The organism is Streptococcus sp. DD13 (genome assembly GCF_001578875.1).
In the GTDB taxonomy this organism is placed as follows: domain Bacteria; phylum Bacillota; class Bacilli; order Lactobacillales; family Streptococcaceae; genus Streptococcus.
The window spans coordinates 1,313,584-1,339,289 of sequence record NZ_KQ969506.1 but is presented as its reverse complement, the minus strand read 5'-3'; the positions used below and the strand labels follow the sequence as shown (position 1 = coordinate 1,339,289).

Annotated in this window: 23 protein-coding genes and 3 tRNA genes; 13 read left to right on the top strand and 13 right to left on the bottom strand. The window is 37.5% G+C overall.

From position 1 onward, the window contains the following. Positions 1 to 56 precede the first annotated feature (56 nt). The 7 genes from ychF to STRDD13_RS06195 form a co-directional block, all read right to left on the bottom strand. Entirely contained in the window at positions 57 to 1,172 is a 1,116-nt protein-coding gene (ychF, locus tag STRDD13_RS06225) for a redox-regulated ATPase YchF (RefSeq protein ID WP_067103091.1), read from the bottom strand. 97 nt (positions 1,173 to 1,269) lie between these two features. Continuing rightward, positions 1,270 to 1,461 carry a DUF951 domain-containing protein gene (locus tag STRDD13_RS06220; protein WP_067103089.1) on the bottom strand — a complete coding sequence of 64 codons (192 nt, stop codon included), beginning with the start codon at positions 1,459 to 1,461 and terminating at the stop codon, positions 1,270 to 1,272. 12 nt (positions 1,462 to 1,473) lie between these two features. Further along, entirely contained in the window at positions 1,474 to 2,358 is an 885-nt protein-coding gene (locus STRDD13_RS06215; RefSeq protein ID WP_067103087.1) for a diacylglycerol/lipid kinase family protein, read from the bottom strand. 206 nt (positions 2,359 to 2,564) lie between these two features. Then, positions 2,565 to 3,701 (bottom strand): DNA polymerase III subunit beta, encoded by a 1,137-nt coding sequence (dnaN, locus tag STRDD13_RS06210; protein WP_067103085.1) that lies wholly within the window; start codon positions 3,699 to 3,701, stop codon positions 2,565 to 2,567. 153 nt (positions 3,702 to 3,854) lie between these two features. Further along, a complete protein-coding gene (gene dnaA, locus STRDD13_RS06205) occupies positions 3,855 to 5,249 on the bottom strand; it encodes a chromosomal replication initiator protein DnaA (protein ID WP_067103083.1) in 1,395 nt (464 codons plus the stop codon). Positions 5,250 to 5,469: 220 nt separating this feature from the next. After that, the gene (locus STRDD13_RS06200; RefSeq protein WP_067103081.1) at positions 5,470 to 6,228 is read right to left on the bottom strand and encodes a ParB/RepB/Spo0J family partition protein; all 759 of its coding nucleotides are present in this window, start codon (positions 6,226 to 6,228) and stop codon (positions 5,470 to 5,472) included. A 59-nt stretch (positions 6,229 to 6,287) separates the two neighbouring features. Next, positions 6,288 to 7,457, bottom strand: a complete 1,170-nt coding sequence (locus STRDD13_RS06195) for a S1C family serine protease (RefSeq protein ID WP_067103079.1) — start codon at positions 7,455 to 7,457, stop codon at positions 6,288 to 6,290. 181 nt (positions 7,458 to 7,638) lie between these two features. On the opposite strand from STRDD13_RS06195, the gene rlmH reads away from it, so the two are divergent. Then, the gene (gene rlmH / locus STRDD13_RS06190) at positions 7,639 to 8,118 is read left to right on the top strand and encodes a 23S rRNA (pseudouridine(1915)-N(3))-methyltransferase RlmH (RefSeq protein ID WP_067103077.1); all 480 of its coding nucleotides are present in this window, start codon (positions 7,639 to 7,641) and stop codon (positions 8,116 to 8,118) included. 55 nt (positions 8,119 to 8,173) lie between these two features. Here rlmH and STRDD13_RS06185 read toward each other — a convergent pair. Then, positions 8,174 to 8,247: transfer RNA gene (locus STRDD13_RS06185), tRNA-Arg, on the bottom strand. A 187-nt stretch (positions 8,248 to 8,434) separates the two neighbouring features. On the opposite strand from STRDD13_RS06185, the gene STRDD13_RS06180 reads away from it, so the two are divergent. Both STRDD13_RS06180 and STRDD13_RS06175 read left to right on the top strand, forming a co-directional pair. Then, positions 8,435 to 8,506 (top strand) — tRNA-Glu (locus STRDD13_RS06180). Positions 8,507 to 8,511: 5 nt separating this feature from the next. Beyond that, positions 8,512 to 8,584 (top strand) — tRNA-Asn (locus STRDD13_RS06175). A 123-nt stretch (positions 8,585 to 8,707) separates the two neighbouring features. Here the strand turns inward: STRDD13_RS06175 and STRDD13_RS06170 are convergent. The 3 genes from STRDD13_RS06170 to STRDD13_RS06160 form a co-directional block, all read right to left on the bottom strand. Beyond that, on the bottom strand, positions 8,708 to 11,317 hold the full coding sequence (locus tag STRDD13_RS06170; protein ID WP_067103075.1) for a YfhO family protein: 2,610 nt from the start codon (positions 11,315 to 11,317) through the stop codon (positions 8,708 to 8,710). 37 nt (positions 11,318 to 11,354) lie between these two features. Beyond that, positions 11,355 to 12,974, bottom strand: a complete 1,620-nt coding sequence (locus tag STRDD13_RS06165) for an ATP-binding cassette domain-containing protein (protein ID WP_067103073.1) — start codon at positions 12,972 to 12,974, stop codon at positions 11,355 to 11,357. Positions 12,975 to 13,041: 67 nt separating this feature from the next. Next, complete coding sequence (locus STRDD13_RS06160) at positions 13,042 to 13,914, bottom strand: YitT family protein (RefSeq protein WP_067103071.1); 873 nt, start codon at positions 13,912 to 13,914, stop codon at positions 13,042 to 13,044. A gap of 308 nt (positions 13,915 to 14,222) precedes the next feature. On the opposite strand from STRDD13_RS06160, the gene trpS reads away from it, so the two are divergent. Both trpS and guaB read left to right on the top strand, forming a co-directional pair. After that, the gene (trpS, locus tag STRDD13_RS06155) at positions 14,223 to 15,245 is read left to right on the top strand and encodes a tryptophan--tRNA ligase (protein WP_067103069.1); all 1,023 of its coding nucleotides are present in this window, start codon (positions 14,223 to 14,225) and stop codon (positions 15,243 to 15,245) included. A 217-nt stretch (positions 15,246 to 15,462) separates the two neighbouring features. Next, positions 15,463 to 16,944, top strand: a complete 1,482-nt coding sequence (gene guaB / locus STRDD13_RS06150) for an IMP dehydrogenase (RefSeq protein WP_067103067.1) — start codon at positions 15,463 to 15,465, stop codon at positions 16,942 to 16,944. 350 nt (positions 16,945 to 17,294) lie between these two features. Here guaB and recF read toward each other — a convergent pair whose 3' ends face one another. Then, positions 17,295 to 18,380, bottom strand: coding sequence for a DNA replication/repair protein RecF (gene recF, locus STRDD13_RS06145; protein ID WP_067103065.1), 1,086 nt, complete (start codon positions 18,378 to 18,380; stop codon positions 17,295 to 17,297). Positions 18,381 to 18,383: 3 nt separating this feature from the next. Next, positions 18,384 to 18,749 (bottom strand): RNA-binding S4 domain-containing protein, encoded by a 366-nt coding sequence (locus STRDD13_RS06140; RefSeq protein WP_067103063.1) that lies wholly within the window; start codon positions 18,747 to 18,749, stop codon positions 18,384 to 18,386. A gap of 119 nt (positions 18,750 to 18,868) precedes the next feature. Here STRDD13_RS06140 and STRDD13_RS06135 point away from each other — a divergent pair, with 119 nt between their 5' ends. From STRDD13_RS06135 to STRDD13_RS08495, 8 genes are all read left to right on the top strand, one after another. Beyond that, on the top strand, positions 18,869 to 20,113 hold the full coding sequence (locus STRDD13_RS06135; RefSeq protein ID WP_082781188.1) for a M16 family metallopeptidase: 1,245 nt from the start codon (positions 18,869 to 18,871) through the stop codon (positions 20,111 to 20,113). Then, positions 20,110 to 21,399 (top strand): EF-P 5-aminopentanol modification-associated protein YfmH, encoded by a 1,290-nt coding sequence (yfmH, locus tag STRDD13_RS06130; protein ID WP_443031062.1) that lies wholly within the window; start codon positions 20,110 to 20,112, stop codon positions 21,397 to 21,399. The genes STRDD13_RS06135 and yfmH overlap by 4 nt, the downstream gene beginning before the upstream one ends. An 87-nt stretch (positions 21,400 to 21,486) precedes the next feature. After that, positions 21,487 to 22,326 (top strand): helix-turn-helix domain-containing protein, encoded by an 840-nt coding sequence (locus STRDD13_RS06125; protein ID WP_067103058.1) that lies wholly within the window; start codon positions 21,487 to 21,489, stop codon positions 22,324 to 22,326. A 7-nt stretch (positions 22,327 to 22,333) separates the two neighbouring features. Continuing rightward, entirely contained in the window at positions 22,334 to 22,870 is a 537-nt protein-coding gene (gene pgsA / locus STRDD13_RS06120) for a CDP-diacylglycerol--glycerol-3-phosphate 3-phosphatidyltransferase (protein ID WP_067103056.1), read from the top strand. A gap of 18 nt (positions 22,871 to 22,888) precedes the next feature. Beyond that, on the top strand, positions 22,889 to 23,725 hold the full coding sequence (locus tag STRDD13_RS06115) for an energy-coupling factor ABC transporter ATP-binding protein (RefSeq protein WP_067103054.1): 837 nt from the start codon (positions 22,889 to 22,891) through the stop codon (positions 23,723 to 23,725). After that, positions 23,701 to 24,543 carry an energy-coupling factor transporter ATPase gene (locus tag STRDD13_RS06110; RefSeq protein WP_067103052.1) on the top strand — a complete coding sequence of 281 codons (843 nt, stop codon included), beginning with the start codon at positions 23,701 to 23,703 and terminating at the stop codon, positions 24,541 to 24,543. Before STRDD13_RS06115 ends, STRDD13_RS06110 begins: the two co-directional genes overlap by 25 nt. Continuing rightward, the gene (locus tag STRDD13_RS06105) at positions 24,536 to 25,330 is read left to right on the top strand and encodes an energy-coupling factor transporter transmembrane component T family protein (protein ID WP_067103050.1); all 795 of its coding nucleotides are present in this window, start codon (positions 24,536 to 24,538) and stop codon (positions 25,328 to 25,330) included. Before STRDD13_RS06110 ends, STRDD13_RS06105 begins: the two co-directional genes overlap by 8 nt. Before the next feature lie 123 nt (positions 25,331 to 25,453). Next, positions 25,454 to 25,706: LysM peptidoglycan-binding domain-containing protein (locus tag STRDD13_RS08495; RefSeq protein WP_156471282.1), on the top strand; the 253-nt coding region annotated here is incomplete at its 3' end.

Sequence of the window (25,706 nt, the reverse complement as noted above, 5' to 3'; positions counted from 1 at the left end):
CACCAAAAGGGCTGGAATATTTTTCCAACCTCTTTTTCTTTATTATTTCACAATTCTTAAACATTGAAGCGGAATTCCATAATGTCTCCATCTTGGACAATATAGTCTTTTCCTTCTTCGCGGAGGCGCCCAGCTTCTTTCACAGCCTTTTCTGATCCATAGGTTATTAAATCATCATAAGACATGGTAACAGCACGAATAAAACCTCGTTCAAAGTCTGAGTGAATAATTCCAGCTGCTTGTGGAGCTTTGATACCCCGTTTAAAAGTCCAAGCACGAACTTCCTTCTCGCCAGCTGTGAAATAGGTCCCTAGACCAAGAAGGTGATAAGCAGCACGTGTCAGCTTATCCACACCAGATTCTGTCAAACCAATTGCCTCTAAAAACTCTGCCTTGTCTTCATCGTCTAGCTCTGATATTTCTTCTTCGGCACGCGCAGAAATCACTACAACTTCTGCATTTTCTGTTGCAGCAAAGGCACGAATTTGTTGGACATAAGAGATCGCATCTGGTTCTGCTACTTTATCCTCATCTACATTGGCCACATAAAGAACTGGCTTGGTCGTCAACAAGAATAATTGTTTCACAATTTTTTGTTCATCATCGGTAAAGTCAATCGTACGAGCAGATTTACCATCTTCTAAGACAGGCTTGATTTTTTGCAAGATTGCAAATTCAGCTACTGAATCCTTATCTTTTTGGGTCCGGGCCATCTTCTCTACACGTGCATAGCGTTTGTTGATAGAATCTAGATCAGCCAAGATCAACTCTAGGTTTATGGTATCAATATCTGCTAGAGGATCCACAAAAGCATCCTCACGTCCTTGTTCCCGCATGACATTCTCATCGTCAAAGGCACGAACTACATGTACAATGGCATCCACTTCACGGATATTGGCGAGAAATTTATTCCCAAGTCCTTCACCTTTTGATGCACCCTTTACTATTCCAGCGATATCGGTAAATTCAAAGGTGGTTGGGACTGTTTTTTTGGGTGTGATCAGCTCAGTCAACTTTGTCAGACGCTCATCGGGTACTTCTACCATTCCTACATTGGGATCAATCGTCGCAAAAGGATAATTGGCAGCTTCTGCACCCGCTTTAGTAATTGCATTAAAAAGGGTTGACTTGCCGACATTTGGCAAACCAACGATACCTGCTGTTAAAGCCATAAATCGTGTTCTCCATTAGTTTTTTCAATCCAAACTATTATAGCAAAAATTAGAAAAAAAGGCGCGTCTCAATGGACGAAACCTTCTTTCATTTAGTCTAAAGAATTTTCTTCAATTTTCTTTCAAAGTCATGTCGGCTCATCATGACTACATGTTCACAATTGGTACATCGGATTTTAATATCTGCACCGATGCGCGTAATTTCCCATTTATTTGCCTTTTTTCCTGTACTTTTAACCGTACAAGCATGGGGTTTCTTCATTTCTACAAATGAGCCAATTTCATACATTGTGTTATCTCCTTAACGATAGATTTTTCTAAGTTGCGGTTTTAATTGAATTTCTTTTATTTTAACAAATTCACCATCTATCTGTACACCTTCTTCATCCGGAAATGTTATTTTGAGAGTGTGGAAAACTTGGTGGTGGATGATGCGTGATGTCGCTTGTCGATGAAATAATAGTTGTAAAAGACAAAGAATGTTTCTAAAGATAGACTTATACGGAGAATAAACCATATCAATCTGTGATTTGGTAATAGAGCTATCTGGCCATATCAGTATTCCTCCACCAAAAAAACGATTATTGGCTAGGACAAACAAGAAGAGATGCTTGTACTGGTATTCTTGCCCTTTTTCATCTGTTAATGTTAGACTGACCGTTTTTCTTGAAAACATACTGAATATCCCTAGAATTGGGTAGAGCAGCCATCCTATATGTAATTGATTCAAGAACTTTTTCAAAACAGTCATCTTATCAGATTGTTCAATGACACGCGCATCAAATCCTGCCCCTAAACTATTGACAACAACCCAATCCTCTGAATGCAGAACAGTAATCTCTGCAGTTGATTGATGTTCTATTGCTCTCATTAGGTCCGATATTTGGGGCAATGAATAGCCCTTTTCAAAATCATTCCCAGTACCTGATGGTAAATAGGCAAATGGAAATTGAGCAGGCCAATAACGTAAGACTTTGGAAAGTGTCCCATCTCCTCCAATAATCAATAATTGATCTAATTCATCTTGATATTGTTCCAGTATCGCCTGAACGACCTCTTTTTCCTGGTCCTTTGCTGATGTCAAAAATACTTTTATTTCCAGCTGTGGATAAGTTTCTTTTATTTCATTAATTTTCTGCTGGCTCCGTTTATCTCCAGCATTAGGATTCCCTAAAATAAACAGCATCGTTCTACCTTCATTTCGCTAGTGTATCACCAGAATGTAAGAATCTACAAAGAATACCTGAACATAGACTGCCTACTTGATTCTTATTCAGCACAATCATAAAACTCGAGTCACGAGTCTATTCTCCAACAATCTACTCCCTTACGGATCTGACCCTACTCAGGTAAAATTCAAAGAGCCCGAGACAGAAGTCTCAGACCCAAGGTTTAATTTGTCCGAACAGGTGTAATCAGTTGAATAAAATCCTCCGCCGTTCCATTTGGAACCAAAGTAAACGGACGAACAGGAGAAATAAAACTAATTTTAATCTGTTCACTGTCGATAGCTTTCAATGCTTCAATCAAATAGGTCGGATTGAATGAAATGGTTAAATCCTCTCCCTCAACCAAATAAGTATCCAATTCTTCATTAACTTGTCCTACTTCTGGTGAATGAACATGTGCAGAAACGACTTGGTCGGTAATTTCGAGCTTCACTGTTCCATTTTGTGTGGCATTAGATAACAGACGAGCCCGTTCCATTGCCTGTCTTAAATAGGTGACATCACACACCACTGTTGTATTAAATTCTTTTGGAATCAAACGATTGGTATCTGGATAATTCCCTTCTAGAAGGCGCGTGTAAAAGCTAATATAGTCACTTCTAAAAAGCAATTGATTGCTAGAAAAGAAAACCTCAACCGTTTCAATATCGTCTGAAAAAACAGATGTGAATTCGCGTAAAGACTTACTTGGAATCACCACATCAAAGTTATCACCAGATTTCTCTAGCGTCAATTTTCGCTGGCTTAATCGATGAGAGTCAGTGGCGACTGTTGTTAATTCAGTGTGATGATCTAATACAAGATGAACCCCTGTTAAAAGAGGACGACTTTCTTGCGTCGAAGCAGCAAAGGCAGTTTCATTAATCATTTCTTTTAAAATCTTAGTTTCTAAAATCAAAGGATTAGAAGTTGCTACTTCTTGTAATCGAGGATATTGTTCTGCTTCTTTTCCTTTCAGAGTAATTTCGGATTTTCCACTGGTCATCACAATCTGTTGGTGATCAATTTCTTTAATCTCTACTACAATATCTGGTAAGCTAGAGATCACATTGATGAAGAAGGAAGCTTCTAATAAGATGGATCCTGGAGATGTGATTAATAATCCAGCATTTGTATCTTTCGTTGAAATATAATATTCAATGGAGATTTGTCCATTGGAACCAGTTAGAGTAATTCCTTCTTGAGAAACCTCTATTTTAACGGTAGACAAGACAGGAATAGCATTCTTCCCACTGATTGCTCTTTTGGTCGTATTGAGAGCCTGTAGGAAAACATTTTTGTTAATTGAAAATTGAATCATGGTTTCTCCTTTATTTATATATAATAATTAAGATAATAATAGTAATAAGGGATGTGTATTGTGTGGAAAAACCGCTTTTTTCTTTTGCTTTAAGAGATTTTCTTGTTGAAAATCTGTGGAAAAAAGCTAGCAGTTTTCCAAAAGTTATCCACATTATCTAATTTTATTTCGAATGCTTGTAATCTCAATTTCAAGATTTGGATCTTCTTCCAAAAGGGTCTTTATTTTATTATAAGAATGCATAACGGTTGTGTGGTCACGATTTCCAAATTCTTTACCAATCTTTGGAAGGGAGTTATCGGTCATTTCACGCGCTAAATACATGGCCACCTGCCTTGCATGTACGACATTTTGGACTCGTTTGGCTCCTTTTATTTCCTTTACACTAACACCGTAAAAACTTCCCACTTCGGTCTGGATTTGCTCAATGGAGATAACTCTCTTTTTTGGAGAATCATTTTTTCGAGCCCGAATTGCCTCAGCAGCTAGATCAACAGTTATTTCAGTTAATTGACGCATGTTTGCAAGCAGCTGAATATCTTTTAAAGCTCCCTCTAGGTCTCTGACATTGGAATGAAATTGATTGGCTAGATAAGCTAAAGTATCATCTGTAAATTGGAAAGTATAATTTTCTGCTTTCGTTTGTAAAATAGCAATGCGCGTTTCATAGTCTGGTGGACTCACTTCTGTGACAGTCCCCCAACCAAAACGAGTGACCAGACGATCCTGTAAGTTATCCAGCTGTGTAGGTGTCCGGTCGCTGGTTAAGACAATTTGCTTTTTATTTTCATAGATGGCATTAAAGGTATTAAAGAACTCTTCTTGAGTGGCCTTTTTGTTTTTAAGGGTCTGGATATCGTCAATCAAGAGAACATCTAAATTTCGATATAACTTTTTAAACTCTTCCATGTTATTGAGACGGGTGTGTTCAATAAACTCATTTAAAAAAGTTTCTGATGAGACAATCCGTACGCGCATCTGGGGATTGTCCTGTAAAACCTTATTTCCAATAGCATTGAGCAAATGGGTTTTTCCAAGCCCAGGTCCTCCGAAAATAAATAAAGGATTATAACGAGTACCAGGTTCTTCTGCGACTGACATGGCTGCCACATAGGCGAAAGAATTTCCATCTCCTTGGATGAAATTTTGAAAGGTGTATTCTTCTTGTAATCCTGTTTCTATCACAGGTAAGGCTTGGGGAACTTCTTGTGTTTTCGCATCAGTTTGTGAAGAAAAAGGCGGTTCGGATTGAAGGGATGTAGAGTGAAAGGGAGTGGAAAAATTCGGTTGTAGTATTTGATCTTCATCCCACTCATATTCAATTTTTAGGATTTCATTATAAACTTCTGCACCAACGTGAATCAAGAGTCCATCCATGTTTTTATTCCAAAACATCACTTTTACTCGACTACTTAAATGAATGAGAGCCGTATCCTGTTTGACATGGACCAGTCGAGCTTCTGAGATATAATATTCAAAAACAGAAGCTTTGCAAGAGGCTTTTGCGAGCTCCATGAATCGTTGCCAAAAAAGTTGTTCTGTCTCCATGCGTTTGTCCTTTCTTTTTTTGATTCATGATCTATATGAATAGGTCATTCTAGTGTATCATAAATAGGAAAAGTTTTCCACAAGTTTTCCTTTTTTCCACAATGTGGATTTTAGTTTTCCACATTGTGTGGAAAAAAGGAAAAAGAGTAGTATTTTTGGCTGGTTAGAATCGAATGAATCTGTGTAAAAGTCTGTTCATAAAAAAAGATCATCCACAAGTTTATTTTAAACTGTGGATGATCTGCTCAAATTCATCTAAATTTTCAAAAGGGATGACTATTTTTCCTTTCCCATTTTTATCTTGTTTGATCTGAACTGCCGTTCCAAAATACTTTTGAAGCCAAACTTCCTCACTTAGGGAAAATATATTTTTTGTTTGCTTCGTTTTGGATTTCGTCTTTTTGACCCGTTGCTCTAGTTGTCTGACACTTAGGTGTAATTTTTTCACTAAGTCAACATAGTAAAGCTGCTTATCCTTTTTTAAGGGGATTAAGATACGAGCATGACCAGCAGATAGTTGGCCGGATGCTAACTCTTCTTGGATTTCCTTGGGAAGATGGAGCAACCGGAGGCTATTTGAAATATAAGGGCGAGATTTCCCCATTCTTTTTGCAATTTCTTCATGAGTGATTCCTTGCTCTAGTAACTTTAAATAAGAGTTTGCTTCTTCAATGGGATTCAAATCTGCCCGTTGTAAATTTTCAATGATGGATTGTGTCATCATTTCCTCATCAGACAGGACTTTTACAATGACAGGAACCTTCTCTAAACCTGCTAGTTGACAGGCACGTAAGCGTCTTTCTCCAGCGAGTAATTCAAAACCTATAATGGAGGATGGACGAACGATCATTGGCTGAATTAGTCCATTTTTCTTAATGGATTGTGCTAGTTCTTCTAATTTTTTTGAATCAAATTGTAATCGTGGTTGATAGGGATTTGGGGTAATCTCATGAATTGAAATATAACGAAGTTCTTCCATAGGGCTAATTGTAGCAGAAAAAAAACTACTTTACAAATCTGTAAAGTAGTTTAGAGAATTTAGTTGTTCTCTAGATTTAATTGATCCGTGGTTTTGGTCAGTTTGATGGTAACATTTTTTTCTTCGCCATTACGAACAACTTTTAGGACCACACTATCTCCTACCTTATGACGATAGAGAACATTTTGTAAATCACTGGTAGTCTTAACTTCTTGGTCATCAATACCGGTAATCACATCATATTCTTGTAACTGTCCATCAGCTGGAAGCCCCTTTAGAACGGACATCACGACAACACCGGAAGTTAATTTGCTGTTTTCTAAGTTCGCCTTTTTCATTTCAATCGTAGTGAGTTGACTGTAAGCTTTCATTGTGATACCTAGAGCTGGACGAACTACTTTTTTATTGGTTTCTAATTGCTCGATAATTGTCACTACATCATTGGAAGGAATCGCAAATCCAAGACCTTCAACTGTTGATTCACCAGAACTATCCCGGACGACCTTCTGTTCGTTAATCCCGATAACTTGACCTTCAATATTGATTAAAGCCCCGCCTGAGTTCCCTGGATTGATAGCAGCATCTGTCTGAATTGCGTTTATAGAGACGGTTTGTCCATTATCATTTGTACCTGTTATTTGACGGTTAACACCGGATACGATTCCTTTGGTGACGGAGTTTGCAAAGGAGACTCCAAGAGGACTACCGATGGCCAGAGCTGTTTCTCCAACTTTGATAGTATCTGAATTTGCAAATTCTGCAACTGTCGTTACTTTTTCGTCACTAATTTCTAGAACAGCTAAATCAGAGTAACTGTCTGAACCTACCAGAGTGGCTTTCACTGTATCCCCTGAGGAAAATTGTACTTCTAAGGATTTTGCCCCGTTAACAACGTGCTCATTTGTGACAACGTAGGCTTTTCCATTTTCTTTTTTATAAATGATTCCAGAACCTTCTCCATAGATGGCTAAACCATCCTCAGTCAATTCCGTATCAGAAGATGCATTGCTGGGTTTCTGATAATTGATGACAGAAACTACGGCATCTTTTACTTTGTCAACCGCTTGTGTCACGGAGGACTGATTGTCATAAGTATTATTACTAATCAAACTAGATGAGGTGGAGGAAGAATGGGTAATCGATTGGAAGAGTGGATAGGCAAATGAACCAATTGAACCTCCGATAAGAGCAAACACAAATATCAATAAATATTTTATATTTTTTTTCATGATACGAACTCTCCTTTTTGAAAATTATGATAACAATATTTTCTTAATTATAGCTTAAAATTTTCAAAAATCAATCCACAACCTGTGGAAAACTTTTTTAAACTGTTTAAAAAGGTGATGAAATCAGGTTAAAAAAATAAATAATCTCTTTTTTAGTCTGTGGATATGTTAGAATAGAATTATGAAAATAAAATTGGTAACAGTTGGAAAACTTAAAGAGAAATATTTAAAGGATGGCATATCAGAATATACCAAGCGTCTTACTCGATTTGGTCAAATAGAACTGAAAGAAGTTGCAGATGAAAAAACTCCAGATAAGGCTAGCTCAATTGAAAAAGAGCAGATTTTGGATCGAGAGGCAAATCGAATTCTTTCGCACATCCAGGAGAGAGATTTTGTGATTGTGTTGGCCATTGAAGGAGAGCAGTTTCCATCAGAGACTTTTAGTCGTATGTTGGAGGATGCAACTATCAGAGGATTTTCAACATTGACGTTTGTTATTGGGGGGAGTTTGGGTCTCTCAAATAGTGTCAAAAAACGAGCAAATCTGTTAATGAGTTTTGGACAATTAACACTCCCTCACCAACTGATGCGTCTGGTTTTAGTCGAACAAATTTACAGAGCATTTATGATTCTTCAAGGGAGTCCCTATCATAAATAGCAAAAGTGTTTCACGTGAAACATAAAAAAAAAAAGATGCCGTTGCACCTTGATGATGATTCCAGCAGGATTCGAACCTGCGACCGTTCGCTTAGAAGGCGAATGCTCTATCCAGCTGAGCTATGGAACCAATTTAATAGCTTCATTATTCTACCTTACTGAAGCTTTTTTGTCAAGTTTACGTCGTGGTATGGCTGATGGATATGAAATCTGTCGTCCGCAGTGGTTGTCAAAAAGGATCGTGAAGAATGGAGAAATACTTGAAAAAGACTTGACAAATAAAAGTGGTCTATATTATACTATTAAATGTCTTATATGGTCCGTTGGTCAAGGGGTTAAGACACCGCCTTTTCACGGCGGTAACACGGGTTCGAATCCCGTACGGACTATATTATCCGCCATAGCTCAGTTGGTAGAGCGCATGACTGTTAATCATGATGTCACAGGTTCGAGCCCTGTTGGCGGAGTTAGTAGAAAAGAGTAATGATGTCTAGGACATCATTACTCTTTTTTTGAATTATTTTGGACCTGGGAAAGTAGAAAAACTGCTTAAAAAAGAAGGTGCGTTCTATCTTTCGTAAAAAACAGTGTTACGAGGGAGGATCGAGCTGACTGTTCCTTCTTTTTAGTCTACTTTTCTTTTTTCGGAGAAGGTGGTAACCCACAAACAAAACGATTCCTGACATTGAAAGGAGAAGCCCTGTTTTAAATCCTTCAGGGATAAATGTTAGGACAACTTCCCCTTTCCCTTTTGGAATATCTACCTTCATAAACCCAGTTTGAGCAGCAGTAATTGGAACTGGAGTCCCATTCAACCTAGCAGACCAGCCCTTATCGAATGGAATAGTGTAAAGGATTGATCGTTTCTTGTCACTTTGATAGTGGGTAGTTACTTGATTTCCCTTGACCGTAGTCTGAATATCTTGGTTATTTAACTTTTGAAAGGCATCTTGGTACTCTAATGTATTGAGACGATAGAGGGTTGGAGGATCAAACGAAACAGATCGATTATGGGGAAAACGAAGGGTTATAGTGACGGTTTCACTTTTCTCAAAATAACCTGCATCAAAAAAAGGAAAGCTGTTGTCATAGTTGTACGAATAGAGACGATCATTAAGAAGCAATTCTATCTGCTTACTATTTTGATTCGAAAAAGTCAGATTCGGTAGACTAATATAGATTTGACTGTTACTTGGGATTGTTAAAGATACAGTAAAGGAAGCAGTATCTTCGTTTACAGAAGAGTTTACAAATACAGTATTGGCTGGTTTAGAAACACCTTCGATTTTTTGAATGGATAAGGTCGAAAAATATGAATAATTCAGACCGCTTAATTGATTTAAAAAGTGAGCTTGATTCTCTAAAAACAGATTGGAAAAAGCAATATCAGTGTAGGGCTTATCTGTCAATATACCTAGTGAACCGGAGTTGACATTTTTGTAAAGATTCATAGAATCTTGAGTTTTGTCAAGATAAAATCCAAATTTATTGAGAGCAGCAGTGGATAAATTATAATGCACTCCAAAGAGACTATCTGCAAGGAGAGTATTATTTTGATATCTAAGATTCAGATTTGTCCCTTCTGATTTAAAGCCTAATAAATCTAAAGTGGAGCTAGAAGAGCGGTTTCGTATTGAAGAAAATTGTGAAATTCCATTGTAGTTAAATTTCATACTGTCATTCCCGGTTTGAGGCTGCAGTCGTTCTGTACGATAAAAACCAGATGTAGGAGAGTCAAGTGACTTGACTAATGTGTCAATCTCTTGTAAATTTTCTTGGTAATTTTTCCTTGTAGGGAAATGCCATTCATTTGCTAAGCCATCCACTTGGAAATAGGTATTGATACCAAGTTCAAAAATAACAAAGAAAAAACTGAAACTGGAAAATAGCAAAAAGCTAAATTTCTTCTTTGTAAAAGCTAGCAGAATAATAAAGTAGGCAATTAAAAACTCACCTGTTATGATAAATAAATTCTGATTTAGAAAGCTATACTGACGTCTAAATAGAAAGGTTGCACCGTATCCTATTAGCAGGAATGAAAAAGCAGTTAAAATATGATGGAGTCGAATTTCAGACAGTCGCGATAAGGTTTCAGCTGCCATAAAAAGGATGACTAAAGGAAAAACCCAAGCATAACGATGCAAGAACATATTGGGAGCGTGCATCCCCTGCCACAATAAATCGAGTGGCTGTAAGTAGAAACTGAGTATGATGAAGAGTAAGAGTACTAAATAGGATAATTTAACTTGCCATTTAATTGACCGAAGTGTAAAGAATAAGAATGCTAATAAGAGCGGAAATAACCCAAGATAGATGGTTGGAATGGCACCATACTTTGTCGTATCATAGGAACCCACAAGATTTTTTGCAAAAAGATCCAAAAACCAAGAATTTTCAGTTTGTAATTTGGTAATATCCGTCAATGTTTCTCCATGATTTCGTAAATCAAGGAGTGTGGGAAGAAGCATAACCATACTGGTCAAAGCTGAAAGGAGTGAGACTATAATAAAATCTACGATACTTTTGAATCGTTCTTTAAAATTCCAGGAAAGCTGGGTCAGATACCATAAGAAAATAAAAATGGCTGTCATAAATCCAAAGTAATAGTTTTGAACAAAGAGCAGACTGAGCGTTACATAATAAAGAATCCGTCCTTTTTGGTTGATAACTCTATCTAATCCTAACAAAATCAGGGGAATTAAGATAAAAACATCTAGCCATGTATTGATTTCTAATTGACTTAATGTAAAACTGATTAAGGAAAAAGAACTGGATAACAGAAGAATGAGGGGATAAGATAGTTTTTTATAGATATTTCCTATTGCAATATAAGTTGACAAACCTGTCAACCCAAATTTCAAAAGTGTAAACAAGTAAAGGGCGTCTGGCATTGAATTTAAATCAAAGAAATAGACGAATGGGGACAGCATTGATCCTAGATAGTAGGAAATTAAAGCGTAAAAATTTAGTCCCAAACCACTTGTAAAGGTGTAAAATAAAGATCCATCACCGTGTAAAGTATTGCGTAAGGTTTGGTGAAAAATAACGTACTGATGGAAGCCATCGCTGGCCAAAACAGTGCGTTCACCATTGATTCCGACTCCTTGTATCCCTAAAGCAATTCCTACCATAATGATCGGAATCATAAAGGATGCTAGTACAAAAAAGTTTCTTGATTTGGTTCGTATAAGGTGTTTCATATTTCCTATATAATAAAAAGCGTTATAACGCTTTTTATTACTTCCATAATTCTTTTACTTTTTCTTGAATTGCTATGTTTTCAAGAAACTCATCATAGGTTTCATCGATTCTGTCAATGACTCCATTTTTTGAGAGGACGATGATGTGATTGGCTAAGGTTTGAATAAACTCATGATCATGACTTGCAAAAATAATGGACTCTTTGAAATTTTTCAAACCATCATTTAGACTAGAAATAGATTCCAAATCTAAGTGATTAGTTGGGTCATCTAAGACTAAGACATTGGATTTGAGGAGCATGAGTTTAGAAAGCATGACACGGACTTTTTCTCCACCTGACAAGACATTGACAGACTTGTTAACTTCATCACCAGAAAAGAGCATCCGTCCTAGGAAACCACGAAGGAAGGTATTGTCGTCTTCTTCCTTGCTTGCAAATTGTCGAAGCCAATCTAGAATACTTTCTCCACTCGCAAAATCACGTGAGTTGTCTTTGGGGAGGTAAGATTGACTAGTGGTTACTCCCCACTTGATAGTTCCTTCATAGTCAATATCACCCATGAGTGCACGAATAAGGGCAGTCGTTTGGATGTCATTTTGACCAATAAGAGCCGTTTTATCTCCTGGACGTAAGATAAAGCTGATATTGTCAAGTATGGTTTCTCCGTCAATCTTAACAGAAAGATTTTCTACTGTTAAGAGATCATTTCCAATCTCACGTTCTGCTTTGAAGTTAATAAAAGGATATTTACGACTGGATGGGACAATTTCTTCCAGTTCGATTTTATCCAACATTTTTTTACGTGAGGTTGCTTGTTTTGATTTTGAAGCGTTAGCAGAGAAACGGGCCACAAATTCTTGTAATTGCTTGATTTTTTCTTCTGCCTTTGCATTACGGTCAGCTTGCAATCTAGCAGCTAATTCGCTTGATTCTTTCCAGAAGTCATAGTTCCCGACGTAGAGCTTGATTTTACCAAAGTCTAAATCTGCCATATGGGTACACACTTTATTGAGGAAGTGACGGTCGTGAGAAACTACGATGACAGTATTATCAAAGTCAATCAAGAAATCTTCTAGCCAGGAAATAGATTGAATATCAAGACCGTTAGTTGGTTCGTCCAAAAGGAGTACATCTGGTTTACCAAAAAGGGCCTTTGCAAGTAGGACCTTCACCTTATCCCCATTTGCAAGTTCGCTCATATTTTGATAATGAAAGTCTTCAGGAATATTCAGGTTTTGCAATAATTGAGAAGCTTCACTTTCAGCCTCCCAACCCCCAAGTTCGGCAAATTCTCCTTCTAATTCCGCTGCACGGACACCATCTTCATCAGAAAAATCTTCTTTCATATAAATGGCATCTTTTTCTTTCATGATACTGTAGAGTTTTTCATTTCCCATGATGACAACATCAATCACACGCTCTTCTTCGTAGTCAAAATGATTTTGACGAAGAACAGAAAGACGTTCATCAGGACCTAAGGAAATATGACCTGTACTTGGTTCAATGTCACCCGCAAGAATTTTGAGGAAAGTTGATTTACCTGCACCGTTGGCTCCTATTAAACCATAGGTATTTCCCTCTGTAAAGTTAATATTGACTTCATCGAATAGTTTGCGGTCACTAAAACGTAAGGATACATCAGTTACTGTTAACAATTTTCTCTCCTGACTTTCTAATTATTAAGCTTATTTTACTAGAATATAAGAAATTAATCAATTGATTCTACATCGGGACAAGGAAGTCATCATCTGAGTCTCGATAGTCCTTATGAAGGCTAAATCCTCGACCAATAACCTTTGTAGCCGGCATAATGACCATAAAGGCTGTCGGATCTAGTTCTTGAATAGTTGCTTGGATTTTAGGAAGTTCATGAGTTGACAAGGTTGTCATCAACATCCACTTATCGTATCCAGAATAACCGCCCTTAATGGGAATTTGCGTGACACCACGGTCAGCTTTTTCAAGGATAAATTGACGAACTTCTTTTTCCTTTTTCGAAATGATCAGGAGATTTCTTGAGGAATGAAGTCCAGTCATCATAGCGTCAATCGTAAAGGAAACCACAATCAAGGAAATAATGGAATACATGACAATATCCATATCAAATGCAATTGCACTAATTCCAACTATGATACCGTCTGTGATGAGGAGGACGACACCTAGGGGCAGTGGGGTATATTTGTGAAGAATTTGAGTAATAATACCTGTCCCACCAGTAGAAGAGTTTCCGAAAAAGACCAGTCCTAATCCTACCCCTAAAATAAATCCTCCAAATAGAGAGGCCAATAATGGTTGGTGGGTCATTGTTGGAATGTTTTCTGTTAAGCGAATAAAAAACGGGAAAATGAAAGAGCCATAAAAGGTTTTAATAAACACATCTTTTCCTAAGAAAATCCAACAAATAAGAAGTAACGGTACAGCTAGAATCATTACGAAATTACCTGGGTTCCACCCAAAAAGGGCCTTCATGCTCACTGCAAGTCCACTGATTCCACCAGAAGCGATTTGATTCTCCACCAGAAAGCTATTGTAACCCAGTGCTGCGACTAAGGAACCAATCGTAACGAGTGAGAAATCTTTTATTTTTTGTTTCATTCCAATCCTTCTCCTTACATTCAATATCTCTATTATCAGTGGTTTTTTTGGTTTCGTCAAGGTTTTTCTCCCGTAACTTGACTTACGATATAAACCATTATATAATCGTTTGTAATAGTGTGGGATTTTACGATTTTGAAGAAGATAAATCGTACGAAAAGAAAAAGGTCTATTCAGAAAGATTTTTGAATAGATTCATAGTGGCATTCCGTATCGTGAATGTTGCGGAATCTAGCAGTCATCACTTTAATGATAGCCCTCTCACATAGCAGATTTGCTTTGTGTGTTTTTTATTTAAAGGAGTCATCATGTCAAAACCTATCATTTTAACAGGAGACCGGCCAACTGGGAAACTTCATATTGGACATTATGTTGGAAGTTTACGAAACCGAGTGCTTCTACAAAAAGAAGACAAATATGATATGTTTGTATTTCTAGCTGATCAGCAGGCCTTGACAGATCATGCGAAGGATCCGCAGACGATTGTTGAATCTATAGGGAACGTTGCATTAGATTATCTGGCAGTAGGTCTTGATCCAGAAAAAGTAACTATTTTTATTCAGAGTCAAATTCCTGAATTGGCAGAATTATCCATGTATTACATGAATTTGGTTTCGCTTGCTCGTTTAGAACGCAATCCTACAGTCAAGACAGAGATTGCTCAAAAAGGGTTTGGAGAAAGCATTCCAGCAGGCTTTTTGGTGTATCCAATTTCACAAGCTGCGGATATCACAGCTTTTAAGGCCAATTACGTTCCTGTTGGGAATGATCAAAAACCAATGATTGAACAGACTCGTGAGATTGTTCGTTCCTTTCATCATGCTTATCAATGTGACGTTTTGGTAGAACCCGAAGGGATTTATCCAGAAAATGAGGCTGCAGGACGCCTGCCTGGATTAGATGGAAATGCCAAGATGTCTAAATCATTGGGAAATGGTATCTATCTAGCAGATGATGCGGATACGCTCAAGAAAAAAGTTATGAGTATGTATACGGACCCAAATCATATTCGTGTAGAGGATCCGGGAAAAATTGAAGGAAATATGGTCTTTCATTATCTAGATGTCTTTGGACGTCCAGAGGATGCTGCTGAAATTGCGGAAATGAAAGAACATTACCAGCGTGGTGGCCTAGGAGATGTAAAAACAAAACGTTATCTATTGGATATTTTAGAGAGAGAACTGGGACCTATTCGGGAACGTCGCTTAGAATTCGCTAAAGATATGGGTGAAGTATATCGCATGTTGGAAAAAGGTTCTCTACGAGCTCGTCAAGTAGCAAGTGACACTTTATCAGAAGTCAAATCGGCCATGGGAATTTCATATTTCTAAAATAAAAATAAAGGGGGATTTCCCCTTTTTTATGTACTATTCTATGGACATTTCATATAAAAGTTCGGATAATTTGAAGAACTATAGGGAAAAAAGAGAAAGAACATCCTCATTAGAAATTATAACGAATAATCATTGACAAAAAAAATTAAAATGATATCATAATAAAAATATCAATTCATTTAATGAAAAGAAAAAGAAAGAAGGTCTGTTCGGAATGTCAAATTGGGATACTAAATTCGCAAAAAAAGGTTTTACATTTGATGATGTTTTGTTGATTCCAGCTGAGAGCCATGTTCTTCCAAATGAAGTGAGCATGAAGACGCAGTTAGCTAAAAATTTAATTTTAAATATCCCAATTATCACTGCTGCAATGGATACGGTTACGGATAGCAAGATGGCCATTGCAATTGCGCGTGCAGGTGGTTTAGGAGTTGTTCATAAAAATATGCCTATTGCCCAGCAAGCTGAAGAAATTCGCAAGGTGAAACGTTCTGAAAATGGTGTCATTATTGATCCGTTCTTTTTAACACCAGAACACGAAGTCCAAGATGCGGAAGAATTGATGCAAACCTATCGCATTAGTGGGGTACCTATCGTGGAAACTCTTGAAAGCCGAAAATTGGTAGGAATTATCACCAATCGAGATATGCGTTTTATCAATGATTACCATACTCCAATTGCCAAACATATGACATCTGAGAAATTGATTACTGCTCCTGTAGGGACAGGACTAGAGGAAGCTGAGCGTATCTTACATGAACATCGGATTGAAAAATTGCCTCTAGTCGACAAGCAGGGACGTTTATCTGGGTTAATTACCATTAAAGATATTGAAAAAGTAATTGAGTTTCCAAATGCAGCCAAAGATGAATTTGGTCGTCTCCTAGTTGCCGGAGCTGTCGGAGTTACATCAGATACTTTTGAACGGGCAGAAGCTTTGTTTGAAGCAGGAGCAGATGCGATTGTCATTGATACCGCACATGGACATTCTGCTGGGGTATTGCGTAAAATCGCTGAAATTCGGAATCATTTTCCTGATCGCACTCTTATCGCTGGAAATATTGCAACAGCTGAGGGAGCTCGTGCCCTTTATGAAGCAGGAGTTGATGTCGTAAAAGTAGGAATCGGACCAGGTTCTATCTGTACCACTCGTGTTGTAGCAGGAGTTGGTGTCCCACAGGTGACAGCTATTTACGATGCAGCTAGTGTCGCAAGAGAGTATGGACGCACCATTATTGCAGATGGAGGAATTAAATATTCTGGGGATATTGTCAAAGCATTGGCAGCAGGTGGTAATGCAGTAATGTTAGGATCCATGTTTGCAGGAACCGATGAAGCACCTGGTGAAACTGAGATTTTCCAAGGGCGGAAATACAAATCTTATCGAGGAATGGGATCTATTGCCGCTATGAAAAAAGGATCAAGCGATCGATACTTCCAAGGATCTGTCAATGAGGCTAATAAGCTAGTTCCAGAAGGAATCGAAGGTCGTGTTGCTTATAAGGGCTCTGCGGCAGATATTGTTTTCCAGATGATTGGTGGAATCCGTTCTGGGATGGGATATTGTGGAGCAGCGACTCTGGAAGAACTGCGTGAAAATGCACAATTTATTGAAATGTCTGGGGCTGGTTTAAAAGAAAGCCATCCACATGATGTTCAAATTACCAATGAAGCACCTAATTATTCTGTACAATAAACAAAAGCTTGGGATTTGTATTCCCAAGCTTTTTGGTAGGAGTAATGAAAAGCCATATAACGATTTTTGAATTTCTTGAATAAGATTGTAAAGGACATTGACAGAGCTGTCAATGTCCTTTTGAAATAGAAAAGAATATTTTTAAATTTTATTTTAGATAAGAATAGCTGAGAGGTAAGATTATCCAGTGGCAGATTGTGGCTATCTAGGAGATTCCTTAACCTAGTTTAGGAATATCGTTCCCCGTGCCTCAAAATATTATTTTCTTTTTTGCGCAGATCTTTTGGAAGCATACCCTTAAAATGAGTTCTTTCTATTGCGAGATCCTTAACAAGAATGTCCATATCTCTTTACACTAATTTCCCATGATCAATCGTAAAAACAGTGATATCGTCAGGTAGATGATGTAAATGTTCCAGACTTGTCGTTGTGATAAAGGTTTGAACATTTTCTTTAATTCCCTCAATTAGTTTTGTTTGACGGGAGATATCCAATTCACTCATTACATCATCTAAAAGAAGAATAGGATATTCGTTAGTCACTGACTTAATCAATTCAATTTCAGCTAGTTTCAAGGACAGAATGAGGCTTCTTTGTTGCCCTTGACTACCAAAAGTAGCATTTAAACCATTTATGGTAAAGACTAAATCGTCTCGATGGGGGCCGACACTTGTTACTTTTTTTCCGATATCTTTTTGACGATTTTTGGACAGGTGATTGACAAAACGATCAAGGATATTGTCATTATCTGTAAAATTGATTGAACTCACATATTGGATCGTAAGGCTTTCGAGTTGATTTGAAATAGCAGAATGATTTTTGTCAGCTTCTTTAGAAAGTAACTGTACAAATTCAGACCGATGCTGTATGACTTTTGTTCCGTAAAACGCTAGTTGTTCATCTAAAACAGTAAGGAAAGTGTGATCAATCTCTCTCGTATTCTTTAAATAAGTGTTTCGTTGTTTCAAGACATGATTATAATTAGAGAGATCAGTTAGGTATACCGGTTTGATCTGTCCTAGGTCTATATCTAAAAATTTCCTTCTCAAACTTGGAGAGCCTTTGACAAGCTGGAGGTCTTCAGGTGCGAAAAGGACAACGTTCATAGTACCGATATAATCGGAGAGTTTTGCTTGCCGTAAATGGTTCACTTTTGTTGTTCGACCTTTATCAGATAATAAAATTTCTAAAGAGGTTTCCCCTGAGCGGCGTTCGATAATTCCTTTAATCGTTAGGTTTTGCTTATTAAAAGAAATGAGATCCTTATCACTTCGCGTACGATGGCTCCGAGTAAGGGATAAAAAGTAGATGGATTCTAAGAAATTCGTTTTTCCTTGCGCATTTTTTCCGACAAAAACATTTAATTGTGGAGAAAATTCTGCATGGAGGTGGTTGTAATTTCGGTAGTCTTGTAATTCTATCTCTTTAATCCACATGGCCTATCTTCCTGGAAATCGAACTACTTTTTTCTCATGTGAATTCTTTTTCCCATTTTTTATTTTTGATGATTTGTTCATCTGTTTGACTAAGTTTTTAACTCGTTCCTGTTCGGCAATTTCAAGCTCTTTTTCAGCCCTTTCTTCTTGTGTGGGAGCTAGAACAGAGATTTTTATATCAAGACTAGGAATAGAGACAATGTCCCTTGCTCGTATTTTTTTCCCCCTGCGATTTTCAGGTTCGTTGTTTAATAAAACCTCTGTCGTTGCTAAAAAGGGTTTGACTGCTCCTCCACTTTGAATGATTCGTAACTCCTTTAAGAGTGATTGAAGAGTAATATAATCCTCAAACAGCTTGAATTCTAACATCTTATTCCTCCTAAAAACACTAAAAGTATTATAGCATAAATCAGACTAGGAATTAGAAAATCTTTTTTAAAGACTCGTAACATGCTATAATATACTTTAAATCGGAAGGAAAAAATTCAATGGAACTAGCTAAAAATGTATCTTTACATTATTTACAAGATCAACGAACAACGACAAATATACTGACAATATACTTTACAACTAAGTTTACAAAAGAAAGGGCTTCGAAAAGAGCACTTTTACTGAATTTAATAGGAAGTATGACGATGGATTATCCTTCGAGAAGAAGATTTGAACAACGGTTAGCCGAGTTATATGGTGCTGAAATAACGACGAATCTTCATAAAAAAGGAATTTATCATGTTTTTGAAATCTCACTCAATCTTGTAAAGACGAAGTTTACAAGAGAGAAACTTGATCTTCAAAATGAGGGGATTCAATTATTATTGTCTTGTTTATTTGATCCTTTTTTGGTGAATGAAATCTTTCCTGAAGATCTTGTTGAGATTGAAAAGATACAACTGATTCGGTTATTGGATAGTCTTTTAGAAGATAGTTTTTACCGTGCTAGTCTTGGTTTACAAACTCTATTTCTAGAAGATTCGAATCTGGCTGGATCAAAATTTGGCTCTAAAGAAGCCGTTCGGAAGATTGCATCTGCTGAACTGTACCAGGAATATGTTCGGATGGTCACAGAAGACCGTGTGGATATTTTTTTACATGGGGAATTTCCTTCAACTGTTTTTAGGTATTTGGAGGAATGTCCTTCTTTTTCCGATCGTGCTTTTTCAATCAAAGGACAGCTAACACCAACTAAAGAGATAAAAATGGAAAAAGTTTCGCTTCCGTTACATCAATCTGTTCTTGAATTAGGATACTTATTACCCATGATTCAGAATGAAAAAATGAAGGCGACCATTGTTGTTTTTCATACTTACTTTGGTTCTGGGAGTGATTCTATTTTGTTTCAAGAATTACGGGAAAAATTAGGGATTGCTTATACTGTAGCCAGTGATCTAGATTTACAAGCTCGACAACTATGTATTTACATGGGAATTTCAAGTTCAAATCGAGAAACTGCTCAAAAAAAAGTAGAAGAAGAGATTTTGAAAATGAATCACGGAATCATAGATGAAGCATTATTAAAACGATCAAAAGAGTTTCTATTGAGACACTATCAAGTTTTAAAAGACAATCCTTATGAGATGATGGATAGAACACACACGTTATTAATAGATGGGCTTTCCCTAGATGACTCCAAATATCAGAATGACATTGCAAAAGTTTCACCTGACGATCTCCAAAATCTTGCAAGGCATTTAAGTTTACAAGCTAGTTATTATCTAGAGGGGATAGAAGATTGAAGAGAATACAAAGTCCATTTTTAAAAGAGGATATATTCGTTGGTTCCTTGAGGAATGGTATGAAAATCACAATCATTCCAATGAAAGACTATCATGAAACGAGCGGGATTTTATCTGTTGGAGTTGGATCCATCCATACCACTATTCCGTTAAGGGACGGCATTTTTCACTATCCAGCAGGGATAGCACATTTTTTGGAGCATAAGATATTTGAGTTAGCGGATCATAAGGATGCCATGCAAGAATTTTCCAAATTGAATGTGGAATCGAATGCATTTACAGAATTTACAAGTACAGCTTATACTTTCCAATCTAGTCATCGGATATTGGAAGCCATCACCTTGTTGTTTGAAATGATTGCAAGTGTAAACTTTACAGATGTGTCAATCAATCAAGAAAGAGAGATTATTCGACAGGAGATTTTAATGTATCAGGATGATCCAGACTCCTACCTCCGTCAAAAATTACTTGCTGCCCTGTATCCTGCTAGTCCGCTTGCGAATGATATCGCCGGAAGTACATCGAGTATCAAAGAGATTCATCAATCGGTATTGGAAGAATTTTATTGGAATTTTTATCAACCTCAAAATATGCATCTCGTTCTTGTAGGACAAGTTGATCAACAGGTGGTGTCTGCAATTGACAGTTTACCTTTTCAAAAACGGGAACTACAAGTAAAAGATGTACCAACGATAGACTTTTGTTCTGCTTTGCCGGTGGCGTTTCTTGAATTGGAATTAATGGTTTCATCCCCAAAATTTGCACTTGGATATAGGGGAAGTCAAGTGATGAATGGAGATGTCTTTCACTACAAATTGCTTTTATCTCTCTATTGTCAACTGGCCTTAGGGAGCCTGTCGGAAAAGTACGATGAACTTTATCAATCTGGAAAGGTTGACACCTCGTTTACAATTGAAGTCGAAGTCAATCGGTATTTTCAGTATCTAATCATTTACTCGGACTCACCTGCACCTAATGAGGTTTTGGAGGAATTGAGTGATTATATGGAGGAACTTCAATCCACTTCTTCCTTTACAGACAGTCAACTCGTTTTAGAAAAAAATAAGTGGCATGCGAATTTTTTAAGAAGTTTAAATAGTGTAGATGGATTAGCGACAGAATATTCTCTTTTTTGGGAATCTTGCTATAGCTACTTAGATATTCCTCAGTTATTGGAAGATCTTTCTTTAGAGGAAGTTTTGCAGGTTGGAAGAGATTTTTCTCAAACAGCTTTTGTTTCAAAGTGTGTGGTCACTCCTATAGAAAAAAGGCCTCAATCTCTTTGATTGGATAGTTTTTATCTTCTTCATCGCTAATTTGGCTAAATTTTGATAAAATAAGTAATTGACTATACGAAAGAGAAGGGGGTAGCGATGAGACGGAAAAGTATCGGTGAAATTTTAAGAGAAACCCGATTAGATACCGGTATTGGCTTACGGGAAATGCAAAAGCGGACAAATATTCAAGTGAAATACTTGCAAGCTCTGGAATATAATGATTTTGATGCCATTCCTGATGAGCGTTATATCCGGTCTTTCTTAGAAAGATACGCAAACGAATTAGATTTAGACAGTTCCATTTTATTAGAAGCATTTGATCATGGAGCCTTGGTGGCTTATGAGGAAGAATTTGAAGGAGAAGATGAGAAATCTAGGAGATCTAGCCGGAAGGGCAGAAGTTACCGGACGTTTTCTTCCTTCTTACCATTAATCTATTTGATTTTACTTGCTCTGGTCATTATTTTGTTCATCACTTTTGTTATTTATACTAGGACAAGACAAAATTGGACTAGTCCTTCGGTTTCTGGCTCATCATATAGTGTTGTGAAGGAGACCTCTACCTCTCTTTCAACAACGGAGTCCAGTTCCTCACAGTCTTCTACCAGTCCCTCTTCTGAATCCGTATCGATGGTGACTCAGATGGATGGGACACAGATGACGGTCACAGTATCTGGGAGCAAGGGCTCGCTTCCTGTGAGTATTTCTGGTAAAAATACAACCAGTTGGATTAGTCTAAGTGGGACAGAATTATCAGATGGGGTGGTGATTTCATCTGAAAATCCTCAAGTAACAACGACCCTACCTGAGACTATCCAATCGGCTACATTAGTGATTGGTGTGACCGAAGGAGTGACAGTGAACATTGCTGGTCAACCATTGGATATTTCACGATTCCCCAATGACCAACCCGCAACCATTCTTATACAAAAATAGGTGAAAAATGAAAAAGGAAAATATCCCCAATATATTAACAATCGGTCGCATTTTTGTCATTCCGATCTTTATCTTATTGTTAACTCTTTGGAATCATGTAGAAGTTCATCTTCTTGCAGCATTTTTGTTTGCGCTAGCAAGTTTTACAGATTTTTTAGATGGCTATCTCGCTCGAAAATGGAAAGTTGTCTCTAATTTTGGTAAATTTGCTGATCCAATGGCAGATAAAATCCTAGTGATGACGGCATTTATTATGTTAGTTGAAATTGGATACGTGCCTGCCTGGGTTGCAGCTCTTATCATCTGTCGGGAGTTGGCTGTTACAGGATTGAGACTCCTCTTAGTTGAAAATGGAGGAACTGTTTTAGCAGCAGCGATGCCCGGAAAGATTAAAACATTCTCGCAAATGTTTGCTATTATTCTTCTACTTTGCCATCAATTTTTAGTTGGAAATATCTTATTGTATATTGCTCTATTTTTCACTATTTATTCTGGATATGATTACTTTAAGGGAGCGCGGTTCTTATTTAAGGATACATTTTAAGGAAATGTACAAGGCGAAATGAAATCAATAATTGAACTAAAAAAGATACGGTATAAATACGAGAGTTCCCAAGAAACGTACACCTTAAAGGATGTTTCGTTTCACGTGAAACAAGGAGAGTGGCTTTCAATTGTGGGGCATAACGGTTCTGGAAAATCCACCACGATTCGCTTAATTGACGGCCTTTTGGAAGCTGATGAGGGTGAAATTTGGATTTTAGGGGACCAATTAACAGTCGACAATGTGATTGAAAAACGACGTCATATTGGCATGGTGTTTCAAAATCCAGATAACCAATTTGTCGGAGCAACAGTTGAAGACGATGTTGCTTTTGGTCTTGAAAACCAAGGGATCCCTAGAGAAGAAATGCAAAAACGTGTCATGGGAGCCCTAGAGTTGGTGGGGATGAGTGAGTTCAAAACGCGCGAACCAGCTCGCTTATCTGGTGGCCAAAAACAACGAGTTGCCATTGCAGGTGTAGTGGCCATGCGGCCAGAGATTCTTATCTTAGACGAGGCAACCAGTATGTTGGATCCAGAAGGTCGCATCGAATTGATAAAAGTAGTCAATGAGATTAAAGAATTACATGAGATGACTGTTATTTCTATTACGCATGATTTAGAAGAAGTTGCGATGAGTGATCGTGTTATCGTGATGCAGGAGGGAGAGATTGAGTCTATCTCCAGTCCAGAAGAATTGTTTGTGCGGAAAGATTTAAAAAGTATTGGGTTGAGTCAACCATTTACGGTACAATTGGCGGACAAGTTACGACAGTCAGGGGTACCGCTAGATGATCGTTATTTTACGGAAAAGGATTTGCAGGATACATTATGGGAATTAGTCTCCAAAAAGTAGATTTTACGTATCAGGTGGATACACCATTTGAAGGTCAGGCTCTATTTGGAGTGGATTTAGAAGTTAAAGATGGTAGTTACACTGCTTTGATTGGTCATACTGGATCTGGAAAATCAACGATTCTACAGCTGTTAAATGGCTTGAATATCCCAACTCGAGGGCAAGTTGTTGTGGATGAAACCGTCATTACACCAACCTCTACCAACAAAGATATTAAGCAGGTTCGTCGACGAGTAGGACTGGTTTTTCAATTTTCGGAAAGTCAATTATTTGAAGAAACCGTCCTAAAAGATGTTGCATTTGGCCCTCAAAATTTTGGGGTTTCGAAGGAGGAAGCTGAAAAACTTGCCCGTCAAAAACTCTTACTTGTCGGAATCGGCGAAGAATTTTTTGAAAAAAGCCCATTTGAATTATCTGGTGGACAAATGCGACGGGTCGCTATTGCAGGTATTTTGGCGATGGAACCCAATGTATTGGTTTTAGATGAACCAACGGCGGGACTAGACCCATCCGGCCGGCAGGAATTGATGGATTTGTTTCAAGAGCTCCATCAAAAAGGGATGACGATTGTTTTAGTGACTCATTTAATGGATGATGTAGCAGAGTATGCTGACTGGGTGTATGTCATGCAATCAGGGCAAATGATTTTATCAGGGACACCGCAACAGATTTTCCAAGATATCTCATTTATGGAAGACATCCAACTTGGGGTTCCTAAAATCACGAAATTAGCTGCTGGTCTGCAAGAAAAAGGGATGAGATTTGACCACTTGCCGATTCGAATGGAGGAGTTTTTGGAGGTAGTCAAACATGGATAGACTCATATTAGGACGCTATATTCCAGGAAATTCGATTATCCATCGTTTAGACCCTCGGAGTAAATTATTAGCAGTTGTTTTATTTCTACTCATTGTTTTCTTTGCAAATAATCTCCTTACAAACCTATTATTAATAGGGTTTGTATGGTTTCTTATTACCATTACAGGGATAAAACTATCTTTTTTCATAAAAGGGTTGAAACCCATGATTGGGATTATCTTATTTACTACCTTGTTTCAAGTTTTTTTTGTTGCTGGAGAACATGTCGTCTGGCAGTTTTGGGTTTTAAGAATCACGACAGAAAGTTTACGGATGGGAGCGATTATCTTTTGTCGCTTTATTCTGATTGTCTTTTTTTCCACCTTATTAACCTTGACCACTACACCGTTAGCCTTGGCAGATGGTGTCGAAGCTTCCTTAAAACCGTTAGCCAGATTTAAGGTCCCAGTTCATGAAATTGGCTTAATGTTATCGATGAGTCTCCGATTTGTTCCGACTCTGATGGATGATACCCAAAGGATTATGAATGCACAACGTGCGCGTGGGGTTGATTTTAGTGAAGGCTCGATTGTGAAGAGGATTCGAGCAGTCATTCCAATCTTGATTCCTTTATTTGCATCAAGTTTTAAACGTGCCGAAGCCTTGGCTACAGCTATTGAGGCGAGAGGATATCAGGGTGGGGATGGTCGAACCAAGTATCGCGTTTTGAAATGGAAAAGGAGAGATACCTTCTCCATTGTGATAATGGTGGCGTTAGGGCTACTCTTATATCTTTTAAAGAACTAAAGGCTATAATTTGACGTTTTATTGTCTAATTTCAATGTCTCTGTAATAATTGTAAAGAAAGAACAAAAATTGTGTAACAGTAAGGTTGTATGATGGTTATAGTTAGATGAAAGGAACTATCTTATGAAACTATCTAAAAAATTTACCTTAAAAACAACAATTCTTGGAGCTACTGCTGCAGTTACTCTCTTTGTAGCAGGGGTAGTTAGTGCAGATACTTACACGGTTCAATCAGGAGACACCTTGTCCGTTCTTGCGACAAAATACAAAACATCTGTTGATAAAATCGTTAAAGATAATAAGATTTTGAATCCAGATTTGATTTATGTAGGTCAAACATTAGAAATTGATGGAAAAACAAAAGCAAACGTCGCAA

Bases quoted from the DNA above. Each gene is read 5' to 3' on its own strand.
- STRDD13_RS06170 (WP_067103075.1), bottom strand. From the start codon at position 11,317: ATGAAACACCTTATACGAACCAAATCAAGAAACTTTTTTGTACTAGCA.
- pgsA (WP_067103056.1), top strand. From the start codon at position 22,334: ATGAAAAAGGAAAATATCCCCAATATATTAACAATCGGTCGCATTTTT.
- STRDD13_RS06140 (WP_067103063.1), bottom strand. From the start codon at position 18,749: ATGTTAGAATTCAAGCTGTTTGAGGATTATATTACTCTTCAATCACTC.
- trpS (WP_067103069.1), top strand. From the start codon at position 14,223: ATGTCAAAACCTATCATTTTAACAGGAGACCGGCCAACTGGGAAACTT.
- ychF (WP_067103091.1), bottom strand. From the start codon at position 1,172: ATGGCTTTAACAGCAGGTATCGTTGGTTTGCCAAATGTCGGCAAGTCA.
- STRDD13_RS06220 (WP_067103089.1), bottom strand. From the start codon at position 1,461: ATGTATGAAATTGGCTCATTTGTAGAAATGAAGAAACCCCATGCTTGT.
- rlmH (WP_067103077.1), top strand. From the start codon at position 7,639: ATGAAAATAAAATTGGTAACAGTTGGAAAACTTAAAGAGAAATATTTA.
- STRDD13_RS06115 (WP_067103054.1), top strand. From the start codon at position 22,889: ATGAAATCAATAATTGAACTAAAAAAGATACGGTATAAATACGAGAGT.
- STRDD13_RS06110 (WP_067103052.1), top strand. From the start codon at position 23,701: ATGGGAATTAGTCTCCAAAAAGTAGATTTTACGTATCAGGTGGATACA.
- guaB (WP_067103067.1), top strand. From the start codon at position 15,463: ATGTCAAATTGGGATACTAAATTCGCAAAAAAAGGTTTTACATTTGAT.
- STRDD13_RS06195 (WP_067103079.1), bottom strand. From the start codon at position 7,457: ATGAAAAAAAATATAAAATATTTATTGATATTTGTGTTTGCTCTTATC.
- STRDD13_RS06135 (WP_082781188.1), top strand. From the start codon at position 18,869: ATGGAACTAGCTAAAAATGTATCTTTACATTATTTACAAGATCAACGA.
- STRDD13_RS06200 (WP_067103081.1), bottom strand. From the start codon at position 6,228: ATGGAAGAACTTCGTTATATTTCAATTCATGAGATTACCCCAAATCCC.
- recF (WP_067103065.1), bottom strand. From the start codon at position 18,380: ATGTGGATTAAAGAGATAGAATTACAAGACTACCGAAATTACAACCAC.
- dnaN (WP_067103085.1), bottom strand. From the start codon at position 3,701: ATGATTCAATTTTCAATTAACAAAAATGTTTTCCTACAGGCTCTCAAT.
- STRDD13_RS06125 (WP_067103058.1), top strand. From the start codon at position 21,487: ATGAGACGGAAAAGTATCGGTGAAATTTTAAGAGAAACCCGATTAGAT.
- STRDD13_RS06215 (WP_067103087.1), bottom strand. From the start codon at position 2,358: ATGCTGTTTATTTTAGGGAATCCTAATGCTGGAGATAAACGGAGCCAG.
- STRDD13_RS06160 (WP_067103071.1), bottom strand. From the start codon at position 13,914: ATGAAACAAAAAATAAAAGATTTCTCACTCGTTACGATTGGTTCCTTA.
- STRDD13_RS06105 (WP_067103050.1), top strand. From the start codon at position 24,536: ATGGATAGACTCATATTAGGACGCTATATTCCAGGAAATTCGATTATC.
- dnaA (WP_067103083.1), bottom strand. From the start codon at position 5,249: ATGGAGACAGAACAACTTTTTTGGCAACGATTCATGGAGCTCGCAAAA.